Source organism: Mycobacterium sp. MFM001 (assembly GCF_003402475.1).
Classification (GTDB): Bacteria; Actinomycetota; Actinomycetes; order Mycobacteriales; family Mycobacteriaceae; genus Mycobacterium.
Genome location: NZ_BFAB01000001.1, coordinates 290680 through 305236 on the forward strand (window position 1 = coordinate 290680; position 14557 = coordinate 305236).

The window sequence follows — 14557 nt, forward strand, 5'->3', positions numbered from 1 at the left end:
GACGCGGCGGGTCAGAACAGCCGGCGCGCCAACTTCCACGCCTTCTCTGTATACGGCGGGTAGATCATCGCCGACACATCGGGTCGGGTCGGCTTGGTCAACACCGACTTGCGGTGGCTGAACTCCTCGAAGCCGAAGCGGCCGTGGTAGGCGCCCATCCCCGACGCGCCGACCCCGCCGAACGGCAGCTTGGCGGTGGTCACCTGGAAGGCGAGGTGGTTGACCAGCATCCCACCGGCAGGCACCTCCTTGATCACCCGCTCCCGCACGGCACGGGTCTTGGTGAACAGGTAGGCCGACAACGGCTTTGGCCTCGAATTCACGAATTGTATTGCCTCGTCGAGAGACTGGACGGAGATCACCGGCAGGATCGGGCCGAAGATCTCGTTTTTCATCAGTGCGTCGTCGGGGTCGGGGTCGACGACCACCGTCGGCTGGATCCGCAGGTCCGCGGCGTCCGACTTGCCGCCGACCGCGATGTTCCCCTTCGTCTCTGCCAGATAACTTGTCAGCCGGTCGAATTGGCGCTGGTTGACAATCCGCATGCCGTTCGGGTCTTCGGATCCGAACGTCGTGATGGCTTCGCCGATCTTGTTGACGAGCTCGTCGCGGATCTTGGCGTCGGCCAGTACGTAGTCGGGTGCGACGCAGGTCTGGCCGGCGTTCATCAGTTTGATCCAGGCGATCCGCTTGGCGGCGACGTCGACGTCGGCGTCGGCGGCGACGATCACCGGGCTCTTGCCGCCGAGCTCCAGCGTGACCGGAGTCAGGTGCGGCGCCGCGGCTTCGTAGACCTTGCGGCCGATGTCGGTGCCGCCGGTGAACAACACGCGGTCGAACCCCTGCGCCAGCAGCCCCTGGCTGACCGAGGCGTCGCCCTCCACCACGGCGATCGCGTCGTTGTCCAGGTATTGCGGCACCAACTCGGCCATCAAGTGGGCCGATGCCTCCGCGACCTCAGATGGCTTGAGTACCACGGTGTTTCCGGCTGCGATCGCACCGACCGCCGGGCCGAGCGTCAGGTAGAACGGGTAATTCCACGCGCCGATGATCAGGACCGTGCCGTACGGCTCGTATTCGATCCAGCCGCGGCCGGGCAACTGCGAAAGCTCGAGCCGGGTGTACTTGCGGCGCATCCACTTCTTGACATGCTTGGCGGCATAGCGCGCCTCGCCGGCAGTGGTCGCGGTGTCGGCCATCCACGCCTCGAACGGCTTGCGGCAGAGGTCGTGATTCAGCGCGTCGGCGATCTTGGCCTCGTTCTCGGCCATCATGCGTTCGAGGTTGCGAAGCTGCTCGCGCCGCCATTCCACCGGCCGGGTCTTGCCGGCGGCGAAGGTTTGGCGTAAGCGGGCAACCGTCTTCGCGACATCCGTTGCGGGCGGGGTGACGGCGCTGGTGGTGTTGGCTGCGGCTTCGGTCGTCATTGGGGTCCCCTTCCTGACCGGCGGAAGCCCAATCCTAATCAACCACCCGGTTGGGCAACAGGGCCGGCAGTGCGGGGACTATGCGCGCTCGGCGGTGACGAACTGGGCGAACGCGTCTTTGTCGTCGGCCATCGGCACGCCTTCCACCCAGCGGCCCAGCCGGCGCATCTCGTCGCCCGAATTCTGTGCGGTGACCTTCCAGCCGTGGTCGGCCAGCCAGTCGGCGACAACGGCGCGGTTCTCGTCGTGATAGATCAGGTCCTGCACGTCGACGGTCTGCTCGAGGCCGAGCTGTTCTGCCACCTTCTGGAACCGCTCACGCATTTCCTGGCGCCGCTCGTCGGCGTGGCTCGCCGCGGTTTCGACCGCGATGCGGCTACCGGCCGGGCTCAAGTCGGTGATCTGGTGAAAGAGCCGATCCTGGGCTTCGGCGGGAAGGTACATCAGCAGGCCCTCGGCCAGCCAGGCCGTCGGCGCCGACGGGTCGAAGCCCGCGCCGCGAAGCGCGGCCGGCCAGTCCTGGCGCAGGTCGATGGGCACCTCCCGACGATCTGCCGAGGGCGTGATGCCGTTTTCGGCCAGCGTCGAGGACTTGTAGTCCAGCACCTTGGGCTGGTCGATCTCGTACACGACGGTGCCGGCCGGCCATTGCAGCCGGTAGGCGCGCGAATCGAGCCCGGACGCCAGGATCACCACTTGGCGGATTCCGGCGGCCACCGCGGCGGCGAAATACTCGTCGAAAAAGTGGGTGCGCACCGCCTGGTAGCTGCGCATGTGCTGGAAGATCGCCGCGGTCTCGGGATCGAGCGACTCGACCTTGGCGACCATCGACTCGTCGAGCATGGTCTCCCACACACCGGTGCCCGCCTGGCTCACCAAGAGTTTCGCGTACGGATCCCGGATCAGCGGATCCGGCTTGTCGGTCTCGACGGCACGGGCGGCGGCCACCATCACCGCGGTGGTCCCCACGCTGGTCGCGATGTCCCAGGTGTCGTCGTGGGTGCGCATGACGCTCATCGTCCTCCCAGGCGGGCCCGTAGCAGCGTGCTGCTGATTGCTTCCTCGGTCAGGTCCTCGGGCACCGCTCGACCCAGCCGGGCCATCTCCTCGCGGTTGCTCACCGCGTGCACCTGCCAGGCGTGGTCGGTCAGCCAGGCGGCGGCGTCCGCGCGGTCAGCATCGCGGTACGTCAGGGTCTCGACGTTGACGTCCAGGCCGAGGCGCTGCATGCGCAGCCACCGCGCGCGCCGAGCGGCCCGGCGGCGCTCGTTGCCGCTGTCGAAGCTGAACACCTCGACGGCGATCTGGCTGCCGGGTGCGCTGAGCGCGGTGACCATCTCGAAGAGCCGGTCTTGAGCGTCGGGCGGCAGGTAGGGCAACAAGCCCTCGGCCAGCCAGGCGGTCGATTGGGTGCGGTCAAAACCGGCCGCTGCCAACGCGGCCGGCCAGTCCTCGCGCAAGTCGATCGCGACGGGCCGTCGCGTCGCCTTCGGAACCGCGCCGGCCGCTTCCAGAGTGCTGGTCTTGAACTCCAGGACCTTGGGCTGGTCGATTTCGTACACCGTGGTTCCGGCCGGCCACTCCAGCCGGTATGCGCGTGAATCCAGTCCGGCGGCCAGGATCACCGCCTGCCGGATGCCGGCCTGCGTGGCGGCGCCGAAGTACTCGTCGAAGAAGTGGGTGCGCACGGCCTGGTAGTCGCAGGCCACCCGGTGCGAGCGCCGGCCGTGCTCGTCGTCGCCGATCCAGTCCAGGTCGGGGCTGGCCAGTCGCTCCCACGCCGGGCCCGCCGCCGACACCAGCACCCGCGCGAACTCGTCGCGAATCAGCGGATCGGGGGACGCGGTCTCGACGGCACGAGCCGCGGCCACCATGACCGCGGTGGAGCCGACGCTGGTCGCGATGTCCCAGCTGTCGCCATCGGTTCGCGCAGAGCGCACTTCGTCCAGGTCAGTCATGCCGCGACCATGTTACCCAATAAGTTAGGCAAACTATCTGCTGTTGTGGGCTAGATCACGGTCGGCGAAGCGCGCCCGCCAGCAAGCGCTCGACCTGGTCGATGATCGCGGCCACCTCGTGAGCGCTTTCCACGAAACCCGAATAGAAGCCGACACCGCACAACACCGCCACCAACACCTCGGTCAGCGATTCGGCGTCGGTGTCGGCGGCGAGCTCGCCCTGCTCGATTGCGTCCCGGACCGCCCAGCCAACGAATTCGCGCGTGCGTCGCAGTGAGTCCGTCTCGGCATCCCCCAAATCGGGATGCCGCTGCGATTCCAGCACTGCGGTAACCAGAAACCGTGCGGCGGACCGGTTTTCGGAGTCGGCTTCGGCTGCGGCGGCCAGGAACGTCGAAATCCGCCGGACGAGCGTCGCCTCGCGCCGCGCACGTGCGGCGGCGGCATTGACCACCACTTCGTTGGTCTGCTCCAAGACTTCCCGGTACAGCATGCGCTTGTGCGAAAAGTAATGATTGATCGCCGGGCGCGTCAGGTCAGCGCGCAGCGCAATCTCCTGGAACGTCGCAGCGTCGTATCCGCGTTCACTGAACACCTCGCGAGCCGCAAGCAAGATGCGCTTGCGGGTCTCGGCCGCCTTCGCTGCGGGGGGGCGACCGGGTCCCCGGGTCGCGGGATGCGGCACCCTCTAATTGTGCCACAGATCACTTCCCGCACTTAGGAAAGTCGGCCCTGCCGATGGGCACTCTACGCACGTCTAACGACGTCACAAGGTTCGGCTGCCGAGGGCGTCAGCGTCCCTGTCCAGGGCCGACGGGTCGGCATTCGCGGGGCTGTCGACGGCTGGGCTCCCGGGTGTGGATGAGTTTGCTGGCGTGGCGTCAGGGCGAGCGGCGGACGTGGTGCGGCATCAGCGCGTTGGGCGGGATGCTGCCGAACTTGCCCGCGCTGAAGTCCTCGAGTGCCTGGATCACCTCGGTCTTGGTGTTCATTACGAACGGTCCGTAATGAAACACCGGCTCGCGGATGGGCCGACCGCCGAGGATCAGCACTTCGAGCGCGGGCCGATGCGCGTCCTGGGACGACTCGGCGGCGACGCTGATGCGGTCACCGGGTCCGAGAACCGCCAACTGGCCTTGGTGGATGGGGTGCGCCACCGGGCCGACGGACCCGCGTCCGGACAGCACGTAAACCAACGCGTTGAAGTCATGCTTCCATGGGATGTTCATCCGCGCGCCGGGCTGGATTGTGATGTGCGCCAACGTGATCGGCGTGTGGGTGACACCGGGACCGCGGTGGCCGTCGATATCGCCGGCGATAATCCGGACCAGCGCTCCGCCGTCGTCCGAGGACAGCAAGGTGACGTCTTGGCCCTCGATGGCCTGGTAGCGGGGAGAGACGAACTTGTCCTTCTTGGGCAGGTTCACCCACAGTTGCACGCCGTGAAAGACGCCGCCGCTTTCCACCAACTCGGCGGGTGGGGTCTCGATGTGCATGATGCCGGAACCGGCCGTCATCCACTGGGTCGCGCCGTCGGTGATCAAACCCCCGCCGCCGTGCGTGTCCTGGTGCGCGAACCGGCCGTCAATCATGTAGGTGACGGTCTCGAAGCCGCGATGCGGGTGCCAGTCGGTGCCTCGCGGCTCGCCGGGCGGGTAATCCACCTCGCCCATCTGGTCCATGTGCACGAACGGATCCAGCGCGGCGGTGCTGACTCCGGCGAATGCGCGGACGACGGGAAACCCCTCGCCTTCGTACCCCCGCGGTCCGGTGGTGATCGACCGCACCGGCCGTTCGGTGTCGCCCGGACCCGCCGGGGTCACTCGCGGCAGGGTCAAGGTATCTGCGGTTACAGCGGGCATGGCTACCTCCTAGTGCCGATACCCGCTATAACCGGACCGCGGTCCGATTATTCCGTGGCCGCTACCCCTTGCCCCGCGCCGCCTTGGCGGCGCCCCGTTCGGTGGGCTTTCCTTCGTGGGCCAGCTTGCCGCCGGCGTTCTCCAGGTGTGCCCGCACAAACCACTGGAACTTCTCCAGCTCGGCGGCCTGGTCGATCAGAATGTCCTGAGTGACCGGATCGAGTTCCTCGGTCTCTTCGATCGCTTTGCGAATGTCCTCGATCACGCCGTTGTAGACGACGTCGAGCGCCGCGAGGTGCGCCTGCACGGTGTCGCGCCCGACCGAGTAGTCGTCCCAGCTGCGGTCCCGGATGATTGCCCCCGGCGTGCCCTCCGGGGAGGCGCCCAGAGTGGCGATGCGCTCGGCGACCTCGTCGGCATAGCCGCGCACCAATTCCACTTGCGGGTCGATCATTTCGTGCACGCCGATGAAGTTGGGCCCGACCACGTTCCAGTGAATGTGCTTCAGCGTCAGATGCAGATCGTTGTAGGTGCTCAGCTGCTTCTGCAGCAACTCAGCGACCCGGGCGGCCTGCTTGTCGGTCATCCCGGGGACAGTGAACTGCGTCATCGATTGCTCCCTAAGGTCGTTCGCACACGGTCGCTTCCGGCGTGCCGGATACCCGATGACCGCGCCCGGTAACCACCGGTTGGTCGCGAGAAGACGCGGAATCGCCCATTTCGCGCCGAAATAGGGCGATTCTGCGTCTGCTCGGCCGGGCTAAAGCGAGCGGATGTCCTGCACCGGCAACCGCGCTCCGCGCCGCGGCTCATACGCCAGACCGCTGGCCTCCAGCAAGCGGACCACCCGGTGGCGGTGCGGCCGCATGGGTTCCAGCAACTCCACCATGACGTCGTCCACGATCGGATGACCCAGCAGCGTCCAGCCGATCATCTTGGGAATGTGGTAGTCGCCCACCGACAGCGCGTCGGGATCGCCGAACGCCCGCTGCGCCGTTTCGGCCGCCGTCCACACACCGACTCCCGGCAGCGACGTCAGAGCTTCACGGGCGTGCACGGCGGGCCGTGACACCAGCCGTTCCAGCGACGCCGCCCGCTGCGCACAGCCGACGACCGTGCGGGCCCGTCCGGGGTCCACGTTGGCGCGATGAAACTCCCACGACGGGATCTTGCGCCATGCTTCGGCCGACGGCGGTACCCGCATCCGCGCCGGCGCCGGCCCCGGCGCCGGCGTCCCGAACTTGGTCACCAGCACTCGCCAGGACCGGAACGCATCCCTGCCCGGTACTCGCTGCTCGAGGACGGCCGGGATGAGCGCCTCCAGCACCCGACCGGTTCGGCCCAGACGCAGATGCGGCACCTTGCGGTGCGCGGCGGCAACGGTCGGATCGCTGGGCACGAAGTCTGAGGTGTCGTCGTCGGCCCCGAGCAAAGCGGGCAACGCGTCCAGGAATTCTTCGGCGCCGCTCCCCCACGCCGCGCAGTGCACGGCGTTGGCCGCGGCGCGGGTGATCCGCGCGGTGACGGGTCCGCTGGCCAACAGGCTGGTCCGCCAGATCGCCCCGTCGTCGGCTACCTGGAAACAGGGATCACCCGGGCCCCGGCGCAGCGGTGCCAGCGTGATCCCGGGGCTGACCACGCCCGGGAACGTGACGGTGCGGGCGGTCTTCACTTCCCCAGGATCATAGGTTCCGCCGTGGACAATTGACCCCTTGCTGTCTTCCGCGACAGGATGGCGGCATGACCACTCCGTTCGACGACCCGCAGGCCGAACTGGCGTGGATGTTTTTGCAGTGCCTCTCCGACGGCGCTGACGTCGACGAATGTTTCGAGTTGCTCAGCGACGACTTCACGTACTGGAGCATCGTCACCCGCGAGGCGGTCGACAAGGCGGGGCTGCGGCGAGAGGTCGAGCGGCGCACGCGCCGCCTGCAACTCAACTTCGACCTGATCCGCTGCCTCAACGACGGCGAGAGCGTGGTGATCGAGGCTCAGGGCGACGGCGTCACCTCCGACGGGGTGCGCTACGACAGCCCGTTCGTGTTCATCGTCGAGACCCGCGACGGGCTGATCACCTCGGTGCGCGAATACAGCGATACCCGTTCAGCCGCAGAGGTTTTCGACTAGTCAGCCTCGACGCTGATCTCGGCCTTGTCAGGATAGAAGGCGACGTGGCCGGCGATCGCCGCCACCGCCGGGTAGGGCTCACGGTAGGTCCAGATCACGTCGTCGACGGTGTCGCCGGCCGCGGTGGTCACATGAAAGTAGCTGGCTTCGCCTTTGAATGGGCAATAGGTGCTGGTGTCGCTGGGCGTCAGTCGCTCCTGAACTACGTCATCGAACGGAATGTATTGCACCACAGGGATAGTCGCCTCGCGTAGGCCCAATGCTGCACGCGTGTCCGCAATGATCTCCCCGTTGACGCTTACCCGCACCCGCCCTGCGGTCGGCTCAATCGTGATCGGGTGCCCGGCGGTCGGTTCCAAGACAGGACGGTGGCTCATGGTGACATCTCCTCGGGTGTGACTGTGTTAGTCGCGCGGCGACCCGCTGGCAGATGCAACACCAGGCTACGGCGAACATTCCCCGCAGGTCAGAATGCGTAGCGGTGGTATTGCGCCATGTTGGCCACCGCCGGCACCAGCGACATGACCTTGCCCATGGCGCGCACCGAAGCAGGCAACTGCGCAAACGTGGGCGACTCGAACCAGCGCTGCCAGGCCAGCAGCCTCACACCGGGCACCGCGTCGAGGATGTCGTCGGGTTTGTTGATTGCCCACTGCAGCGCGGAACCCGATCGTCGCACCACTGTGTTGAGCACCTGCAAGCGGATCCCCAGCCAGTTGAACGCGTCGAATTGCAGTTCACCCGAGCCGAATCGGTCGACTACCCGGCGCAGCAGCGCGATGCCGTCCTGCTCGGTGAGGTACATGGTCAGCCCTTCACCGATCATCAGCGTCGGCCGACCGGTGGGGATCTCTGCCAGCCAGGCCGGGTCGGTCACCGATGCGGCGACGACGTGGTAGTGCTCCCCGGCCGGGTAGAGCTGGGTGCGCAGCGCGGCCACTTCGGGATAGTCGACGTCATACCACTCGACGGTCGGCCCTGGCTGCAGCCGGAAGAACCGGGCGTCCAGCCCACAACCCAGATGCAGCACCGTCGCCTCCGGATGTACCGCGAGGAACTGCCGCACCCAGGCGTCGAAATGCGCCGTGCGGGTGGCTACCGATGGCGCCCGCCGCGCGTTGATTGCCGTCTTCGTCCAGTCGTAGTCGATGCGCTCGACGATTTCCTTGGCGTACCGGTCGCCCAGGATCGGCTTCGGGAAGTCGGCGTCCAACGCCTTGGCATAGAACGTCGCCAGCATGGTCTGCGGCGCCCCGCTGAGATCGACGGGGAGCCTTTCAGTGGTCACGTCATTCGAGGCTAGTCCCGGCCGTCGACGATCGAGTGCCCTGAACGACGGTGGGCGTGGTGTTCAGCCGGGAGTGGCGCTTTTGCCTTTGGCGTTTCGCAGCTCCGCCCAGAACCGGGCGGCTTCACGGATGGATTCCTCGACTGGCCTTGGCTGCCAACCTAATTCGCGGACGGCCTTGCTGTGGTCGACTTCGGCCTCGGCGCGCATCATCCGCACCGACGTGAGGGACAGCTCGGCGTCTTTGCCGGTCAGTCGGGCCCGCAGACTGCCGATTGCGGCGAGCGCGTAGAGCATCGGCACCGATATCGAGCGCCGCGGCGGCGGGACGCCGGCCTCGTCGGCGGCGATCCGCACGACGTCCTTCAGCGGCATCATCTTTTCGGAGATCAGGTATCGCTGGCCGTTGCGGCCACGCTCGGCGGCCAGAATCAGCGCCCGGGCCGCATCGTCGACGCCGACAACTTCCAGCTGGATGCCGTCCATCAGGAACGGCAGCTTGCCGAACACCGCGCCGGCGATGAAAGCCCCATGCGGCGTGCGGCCCCAGTCACCGCTGCCGTACGTCGTCGAGACACACATCGCGACGGCGGGCAAGCCGTGCTGCGCCGCATACCGCAGCACCAATTCCTCTGCCTGGACCCGGGATTGGACGTAGGGCGTGACGCGGGCGGTTACTGGATCGTCCTCGGTGGCCACGTGACCGCGCCGCCGGCCGACCGTCGCGTAGCTGCTGGTGAAGACGAACCTGCGCAGGTCCGCATCTTTGGCGACGTCGAGGACGTTGCGCAGGCCTTCGACGTTGGTGCGAAACAGCGGTGCCGGGTCGCGCAACCACGCGCGGGTGTCGACGACGCAGTAGTACACGTCGTCGACGCCGTCCATGGCCTCGCGCAGCGTGGCGGTGTCGAACACGTCGCCGTGAAACCGGGTGACCGACAGATCGTCGATGGACCGGGTATTTGCGTTGGGACGCACCATCACCCGCACGTCGGCGCCGTCGGCGACGAGTTGGCGCGTCACGTGCGAGCCCAGAAAACCATTGGCGCCGATCACCAGCTTCGGTGCGGTCATGTTGCTCCTCCGTATTGCTGCATCCAGCGGGCGGCGTCGTCGTCGAGGGTGCCGAGGGCTTGCGCTTTGCGGCACCACTTCATCGCGGCCGCCACGAAGCGCAGCGGGTTGTAGATGTCTTCCTGGCGGCACCACTGGCCGTCGCCGGCATAGGTGATGATCGAGATGTTCGTCGCGCTGATGATGCTGCCGTCGCCGGGATCTTTCATCGGATTGTCGAGTTCGCAGATGATCCGGCCGGTGTTCTCGTCGATGACGGACCACAGCGACGGAAACTCCGTCATGTGGCTGCCCGGGAACGTCGTCATGGTCTTGCGGATCCAGGCCCGTACCTCGTCGCGGCCCTTCATGGTGCCCGCGGCATGTTCGATGTAGTCGACGTCGGGCGTGTAGTGCTCCACCCAGGCGTCCCAGTCCTTGGTCTCGGCGGCCCGCGCAACCGTCTGCTCGAATACCTCGAACGCCGCGGCCAGTTCGTCGCGGCTGAAGGTGGTCACGGGAAAACTAGAACACGTTCTACCGGGATTTGTCGAGCAGTTCCTATCCTGAAAAGCATGACGAGCAATAACAAGGCGATACTGGCGGGCGGCTGCTTTTGGGGCATGCAGGATCTGATCCGCAAGCAGCCGGGAGTGATCTCGACGCGGGTCGGCTACACCGGTGGCGAGAACGCCAACGCCACCTACCGCAATCATCCGGGCCACGCGGAGGCCGTCGAGATCATCTACGACCCGGCGCGCACGGACTACCGCACGTTGTTGGAGTTCTTTTTCGGCATCCACGATCCGACCACTAAGAACCGGCAGGGCAACGACGTCGGGACCAGCTACCGGTCGGCGATCTTCTACCTCGACGACGAGCAGAAGCGGATCGCGGAGGAAACCATCGCCGACGTCGACGCGTCCGGGTTATGGCCGGGCAAGGTGGTGACCGAAGTCAGCCCCGCCGCCGATTTCTGGGAGGCCGAGCCCGAGCACCAGGACTATCTGGAGCGCTATCCCAACGGCTACACGTGTCACTTCGTCCGCCCCGACTGGAAGCTGCCGCGCCGGGCCAACGTCGAGGGCTAAGCAGCTCGCGAGATCGCGGCTAGGGTCGTGATTTTCGCCAGACCACAACCCTCACCGCGTTTCGCGGATCAACGGCTGTGCGCGCGTAGCTGGTAGAGGCCGCGGGTGGTGGCGACGGTCTGGCCGTCGGCGTCGGTGACCACGGCTTGCAGCTCAAAATCGGCCTTGCCCCGCTCGGCAGCCTCGGCCTCGATGCGCGCGATCGTCTGCTCGTCGAGGCTGGCTTCGGCGCGCACGTCGGATTTGGCCATCGCGACGAATTGAATGTCGAGGCTTTTGACCAGCGGGAAATACTTGGCGCTGTCGAAGGTGATCAGCGGGATGATCCCGCCGAGGACCTCAGCGACCGTGAACAGCACGCCGGCGTAGATGACGCCGAAGTGGTTTCCGTTGCCTTCGGCAGGGACGGTCGTGGCCGCGAAACCCGGTCGGGCCTCGACGACCTTGACGCCCATCTTGTGTGCGATCGGGATGGTGGACGCCATGGCGCCGTTCATCATGTCGACGAGGTTGGCGTCTCCCTCTGGGGCGGTCATGACCGCAGATCTTAACGGCGATGCACGACGATCCGTCCGCCGTCCTTCGGGGTGAACGCCACACCGCGGGAGTGCCACTTCTCCGCGGGCGCGGTCGTCGTCTGGATCGTGAAGCGCCGCAACACCGTTCGCAGCACCACATCCATTTCCGTGTTGGCGAACACGGCCCCCACGCATCGCCGGGCGCCACCGCCGAACGGAATCCAGGAAAAGCTGGGCGGCTTGGATCCGATGAAGCGCTGCGGGTCGAAGCGGTCGGGGTCCGGGAAGGCGTCGGCCTTGGTGTGCATTTGGGCGATGCTGACGATGATCGAGTAGCCGCGCGGAAGAACCCAATCGCCGAGCCGATACACCGGTGCGTAGACGTGCCGGCCGGCCAGGTCGATCACGGTGCGGTTGCGCTGCACCTCCAGGATGGTCGCCTGGCGCAGCTCGTTGCCGTCGGTCTCGGCCTCCGCCACCAGCGCCGCGAGCACTTCGGGGTGCCGGCTCAGCCGCTCGAACGCCCAGGCAAGCGTGGCGGCGGTGGTCTCGTGTCCGGCGGCCAGCAACGTCAGCAGTTCGTCGCCAACCTCCTTGCGCGACATGGGCGTACCGTCCTCATAGGTGCTGCGCAGCATCAGCGCCAGCACGTCGGCCCGCTCCTCGAAGTTCGGGTCCGCCCGCTCGTTCTCGATGAGCTTGTCGACGATCAGGTCGTACTGGCGCCGCCATTCGACCAGGCGCCCCCACGGGCTGTACCGGCCGTAGGTCCGGTTCGGCTTGGGTAACTGTGCCAGTCGCGAACCCAGCGTGACCCAGGGCGGAATGATGCGCCGCAGCTGGTCGAGCTCGGCGCCCTCGGCTCCGAACACCGCCCGCAGGATCGCGTTGAGCGTGATGCGCATCATCGACGGCAGTGTCGGAAACGCTTGGCCTTCAGGCCAACTCGCAATCTCGCGCAGCGTCTCTTCTTCGATGATGTCCTCGTAGTTCTTGATGCTCTTGCCGTGAAACGGCGGCGCCAGCAGCCGACGCCGCTGGCGGTGATCGTCACCGTCGAGCGCGAACACCGAGCCGGACCCGAAGAACCGGCTCAGGTTGGGATAGATGTTGCCGAGCTCGTCCGGGCTGGTGGTGAAGACCTGCTTGGCCAGCTGCGGGTTGGCCACCACCACGGTCCGGCTGTAGACCGGCAGCTTCAGGGTGAAGATGTCGCCGTAGCGTCGCACCATCTGGTCAATCGTCCGGCGCCTAGAGAACGCGAAGGCGATGCCCTGCAAGGCTTTTGGAGCCCGCGGACCCGGCGGCACGCTGATTGCCGGTGGTGCGGTGATCGCTTGGGTCTCGGTGGCGCTCATGACGATGCCCTCCCGGCATTCGCGTGGTACCGCGGTGTACCACGGTGTACTGAGGTACGGTACCGGGTAGTACCAGCGGCTGGCAAGGGTTCTCGGCGAGAGGAGGCGCGGCGCGTGACAGCAGTGGCACACGACCCGGCCTCGGTCGACGTCGACCCGTTTCGGCGCCGGCTGCTCGACGGCCTGGCCGCGTCGATCGGGGAGCGTGGTTACCGCGCCACCACGGTGGCCGACATCGTGCGTCACGCCCGCACGTCGAAGCGGACGTTCTACGACCAATTCGCCAGCAAGGAGCAGTGTTTCCTCGAGTTGTTGCACGCCAACAACGAGCAACTCGGCCAGGACATCCAGGCCGCCGTCGACCCGGACGCCGACTGGACGCAGCAGATCCGTCAGGCCGTCGAAGCCTACGTCAGCCACATCGAGGCACGCCCCGCTGTCACGCTGAGCTGGATCAGAGAGCTGCCGTCGCTGGGCGACGCCGCCCGGCCGGTGCAGCGCCGCGGATTGGAGCAGCTGACCAGCCTGCTGGTCGACCTCAGTGGAAGCGCGGGATTCCGGCGCGCCGACGTGCCGCCGCTGACTCCGCCGTTGGCGGTCATCCTGCTGGGCGGTCTGCGGGAGTTGACGGCGCTGGCTGTCGAAGACGGCAAAGACGTGCGGGGAATCGTCGAGCCCGCGGTGGAAGCGTCGGTCGCGCTGCTGGGCTCTCGTCGCTGAAACCGCATAGGCTCATCGCAGAACGGCGGAACCAGCGGAAGGATCACCATGCAGCTATCGACACGCAACCAACTCAAGGGCACCATCGCCGACGTCGACCTCGGCAGCGTGATGGCAACGGTGAAGGTCCGGCTGGACGGCGGCGATCAGGTCGTCACCTCCTCGATCACCAAGGACGCCGCGATCGACCTCGGCCTCAAGGCCGGTCAGCCCGCGACGGTGTTCATCAAGGCGACCGAGGTGACAATCGGCGTCGACTGACGGTCACGCGGCGAGGAACTTGCGGAGCCGGTCCAGCACCAGATCCGGCCGCTGCTCAGTGATCCAGTGACCGACTCCGTCGACCAGCTCGAGCTCGAAATCGCTTGCGCGGTCGGCATATCCGCGCAGCAGATCCGGCGTGATCACCGGGTCGCCGGTGCCGTGCAGCCAGCGGACCGGGACGTCGACGCGGGCGTCGCGATATTCGCGTAGCCAGCGCAGCATCTCACCGGTCAGCGCCGTGCGGTACCAGCGGGAGCCGGCCATCGCGTGGCCGGGTTCGCGCATGCACGCGGCGTATATCTGGACGTCGTCGTCGGGCGGCGTGAAACCGTCGCCCACCCATGACAACAGCGTGCGAGAAAAACGCGAGTTAGGTTTGGCGATCACGCGTGGACCGATGACCGGAAGTGCGATCGGTATTTGATACCAGAATCGCCACAAGTGCCGGAGCATCGACAGGTCGCCCTTCGGCCAGACCCCCACGGTGTTGAGCCCGAAGAATCCGGCCACCTTCTCCGGATAGCGCAGCATCATGATGAACGCGACCGGCCCGCCCCAGTCGTGGGCGACGAGTTTGACTTTGTCGATGCCCAGCCGATCCAGCACCGCGGCCAGGTCGCCGGCCATCTCGCTCTTGAGGTAACGCGAGCGCGGCGCCGAACTCCAGCCCGCGCCGCGCAGGTCGGGGCACAGCACCCGGTAGCCGTCGGCGGCCAGGGGACCGATCAGCGCGTGCCACTGCCACCAGTTCTCCGGGAACCCGTGGACCAGCATCACCGCCGGACCGTCGAGGGGACCGGCGTCGGCCACATGGATGGTCACGTTGTCGGACAGCTCCACGAACCTGTGCTCGACGCCGTCCAGGGCGGGCATCTCGACCATGGACTGGCA

General features: G+C 66.8%; 18 protein-coding genes. 4 read left to right on the forward strand and 14 right to left on the reverse strand.

Annotated features, from left to right (window positions below):
* Positions 1 to 11: 11 nt before the first annotated feature.
* The 7 genes from MFM001_RS01415 to MFM001_RS01445 all read right to left on the reverse strand — a co-directional run bounded on the left by MFM001_RS01415 (position 12) and on the right by MFM001_RS01445 (position 6919).
* Complete coding sequence (locus MFM001_RS01415; protein WP_116372815.1) at positions 12 to 1427, reverse strand: aldehyde dehydrogenase family protein; 1416 nt, start codon at positions 1425 to 1427, stop codon at positions 12 to 14.
* Between the two features lie 78 nt (positions 1428 to 1505).
* Positions 1506 to 2435: a class I SAM-dependent methyltransferase gene (locus MFM001_RS01420; protein ID WP_116373549.1), complete on the reverse strand. Its 930-nt coding sequence runs from the start codon at positions 2433 to 2435 to the stop codon at positions 1506 to 1508.
* A 5-nt stretch (positions 2436 to 2440) separates the two neighbouring features.
* Complete coding sequence (locus tag MFM001_RS01425; protein WP_116372817.1) at positions 2441 to 3385, reverse strand: SAM-dependent methyltransferase; 945 nt, start codon at positions 3383 to 3385, stop codon at positions 2441 to 2443.
* A gap of 55 nt (positions 3386 to 3440) precedes the next feature.
* Complete coding sequence (locus MFM001_RS01430; protein WP_116372819.1) at positions 3441 to 4070, reverse strand: TetR/AcrR family transcriptional regulator; 630 nt, start codon at positions 4068 to 4070, stop codon at positions 3441 to 3443.
* A gap of 196 nt (positions 4071 to 4266) precedes the next feature.
* Positions 4267 to 5247 carry a pirin family protein gene (locus MFM001_RS01435; protein WP_116372821.1) on the reverse strand — a complete coding sequence of 327 codons (981 nt, stop codon included), beginning with the start codon at positions 5245 to 5247 and terminating at the stop codon, positions 4267 to 4269.
* 61 nt (positions 5248 to 5308) lie between these two features.
* Entirely contained in the window at positions 5309 to 5857 is a 549-nt protein-coding gene (locus tag MFM001_RS01440; RefSeq protein WP_116372823.1) for a Dps family protein, read from the reverse strand.
* 150 nt (positions 5858 to 6007) lie between these two features.
* On the reverse strand, positions 6008 to 6919 hold the full coding sequence (locus MFM001_RS01445) for a DNA-3-methyladenine glycosylase (RefSeq protein WP_116372825.1): 912 nt from the start codon (positions 6917 to 6919) through the stop codon (positions 6008 to 6010).
* A 68-nt stretch (positions 6920 to 6987) separates the two neighbouring features.
* Between MFM001_RS01445 and MFM001_RS01450 the strand changes: the two genes are divergently transcribed.
* Complete coding sequence (locus tag MFM001_RS01450; protein WP_116372827.1) at positions 6988 to 7374, forward strand: nuclear transport factor 2 family protein; 387 nt, start codon at positions 6988 to 6990, stop codon at positions 7372 to 7374.
* Here the strand turns inward: MFM001_RS01450 and MFM001_RS01455 are convergent.
* The 4 genes from MFM001_RS01455 to MFM001_RS01470 form a co-directional block, all read right to left on the reverse strand.
* Complete coding sequence (locus MFM001_RS01455) at positions 7371 to 7751, reverse strand: DUF427 domain-containing protein (protein WP_116372829.1); 381 nt, start codon at positions 7749 to 7751, stop codon at positions 7371 to 7373. The genes MFM001_RS01450 and MFM001_RS01455 overlap by 4 nt on opposite strands.
* 89 nt (positions 7752 to 7840) lie before the next feature.
* Positions 7841 to 8614: a class I SAM-dependent methyltransferase gene (locus tag MFM001_RS01460; protein ID WP_116372831.1), complete on the reverse strand. Its 774-nt coding sequence runs from the start codon at positions 8612 to 8614 to the stop codon at positions 7841 to 7843.
* 111 nt (positions 8615 to 8725) lie between these two features.
* Positions 8726 to 9736: an NAD-dependent epimerase/dehydratase family protein gene (locus MFM001_RS01465; protein ID WP_116372833.1), complete on the reverse strand. Its 1011-nt coding sequence runs from the start codon at positions 9734 to 9736 to the stop codon at positions 8726 to 8728.
* A complete protein-coding gene (locus tag MFM001_RS01470) occupies positions 9733 to 10233 on the reverse strand; it encodes a nuclear transport factor 2 family protein (protein WP_116372835.1) in 501 nt (166 codons plus the stop codon). Before MFM001_RS01470 ends, MFM001_RS01465 begins: the two co-directional genes overlap by 4 nt.
* A 57-nt stretch (positions 10234 to 10290) precedes the next feature.
* Here MFM001_RS01470 and msrA point away from each other — a divergent pair, with 57 nt between their 5' ends.
* The gene (msrA, locus tag MFM001_RS01475; RefSeq protein WP_116372837.1) at positions 10291 to 10806 is read left to right on the forward strand and encodes a peptide-methionine (S)-S-oxide reductase MsrA; all 516 of its coding nucleotides are present in this window, start codon (positions 10291 to 10293) and stop codon (positions 10804 to 10806) included.
* A gap of 68 nt (positions 10807 to 10874) precedes the next feature.
* On the opposite strand, the gene MFM001_RS01480 is transcribed toward msrA, so the two are convergent.
* A complete protein-coding gene (locus tag MFM001_RS01480; RefSeq protein ID WP_238158840.1) occupies positions 10875 to 11342 on the reverse strand; it encodes a PaaI family thioesterase in 468 nt (155 codons plus the stop codon).
* An 11-nt stretch (positions 11343 to 11353) separates the two neighbouring features.
* Positions 11354 to 12682: a cytochrome P450 gene (locus MFM001_RS01485; RefSeq protein ID WP_116372839.1), complete on the reverse strand. Its 1329-nt coding sequence runs from the start codon at positions 12680 to 12682 to the stop codon at positions 11354 to 11356.
* Positions 12683 to 12796: 114 nt separating this feature from the next.
* Here MFM001_RS01485 and MFM001_RS01490 point away from each other — a divergent pair, with 114 nt between their 5' ends.
* Both MFM001_RS01490 and MFM001_RS01495 read left to right on the forward strand, forming a co-directional pair.
* A complete protein-coding gene (locus MFM001_RS01490) occupies positions 12797 to 13402 on the forward strand; it encodes a TetR/AcrR family transcriptional regulator (RefSeq protein WP_116372841.1) in 606 nt (201 codons plus the stop codon).
* A gap of 48 nt (positions 13403 to 13450) precedes the next feature.
* Positions 13451 to 13663, forward strand: a complete 213-nt coding sequence (locus tag MFM001_RS01495; RefSeq protein ID WP_062540208.1) for a molybdopterin-binding protein — start codon at positions 13451 to 13453, stop codon at positions 13661 to 13663.
* A gap of 3 nt (positions 13664 to 13666) precedes the next feature.
* Here MFM001_RS01495 and MFM001_RS01500 read toward each other — a convergent pair whose 3' ends face one another.
* On the reverse strand, positions 13667 to 14548 hold the full coding sequence (locus tag MFM001_RS01500; RefSeq protein WP_116372843.1) for an alpha/beta fold hydrolase: 882 nt from the start codon (positions 14546 to 14548) through the stop codon (positions 13667 to 13669).
* Between the last annotated feature and the right edge of the window lie 9 nt (positions 14549 to 14557).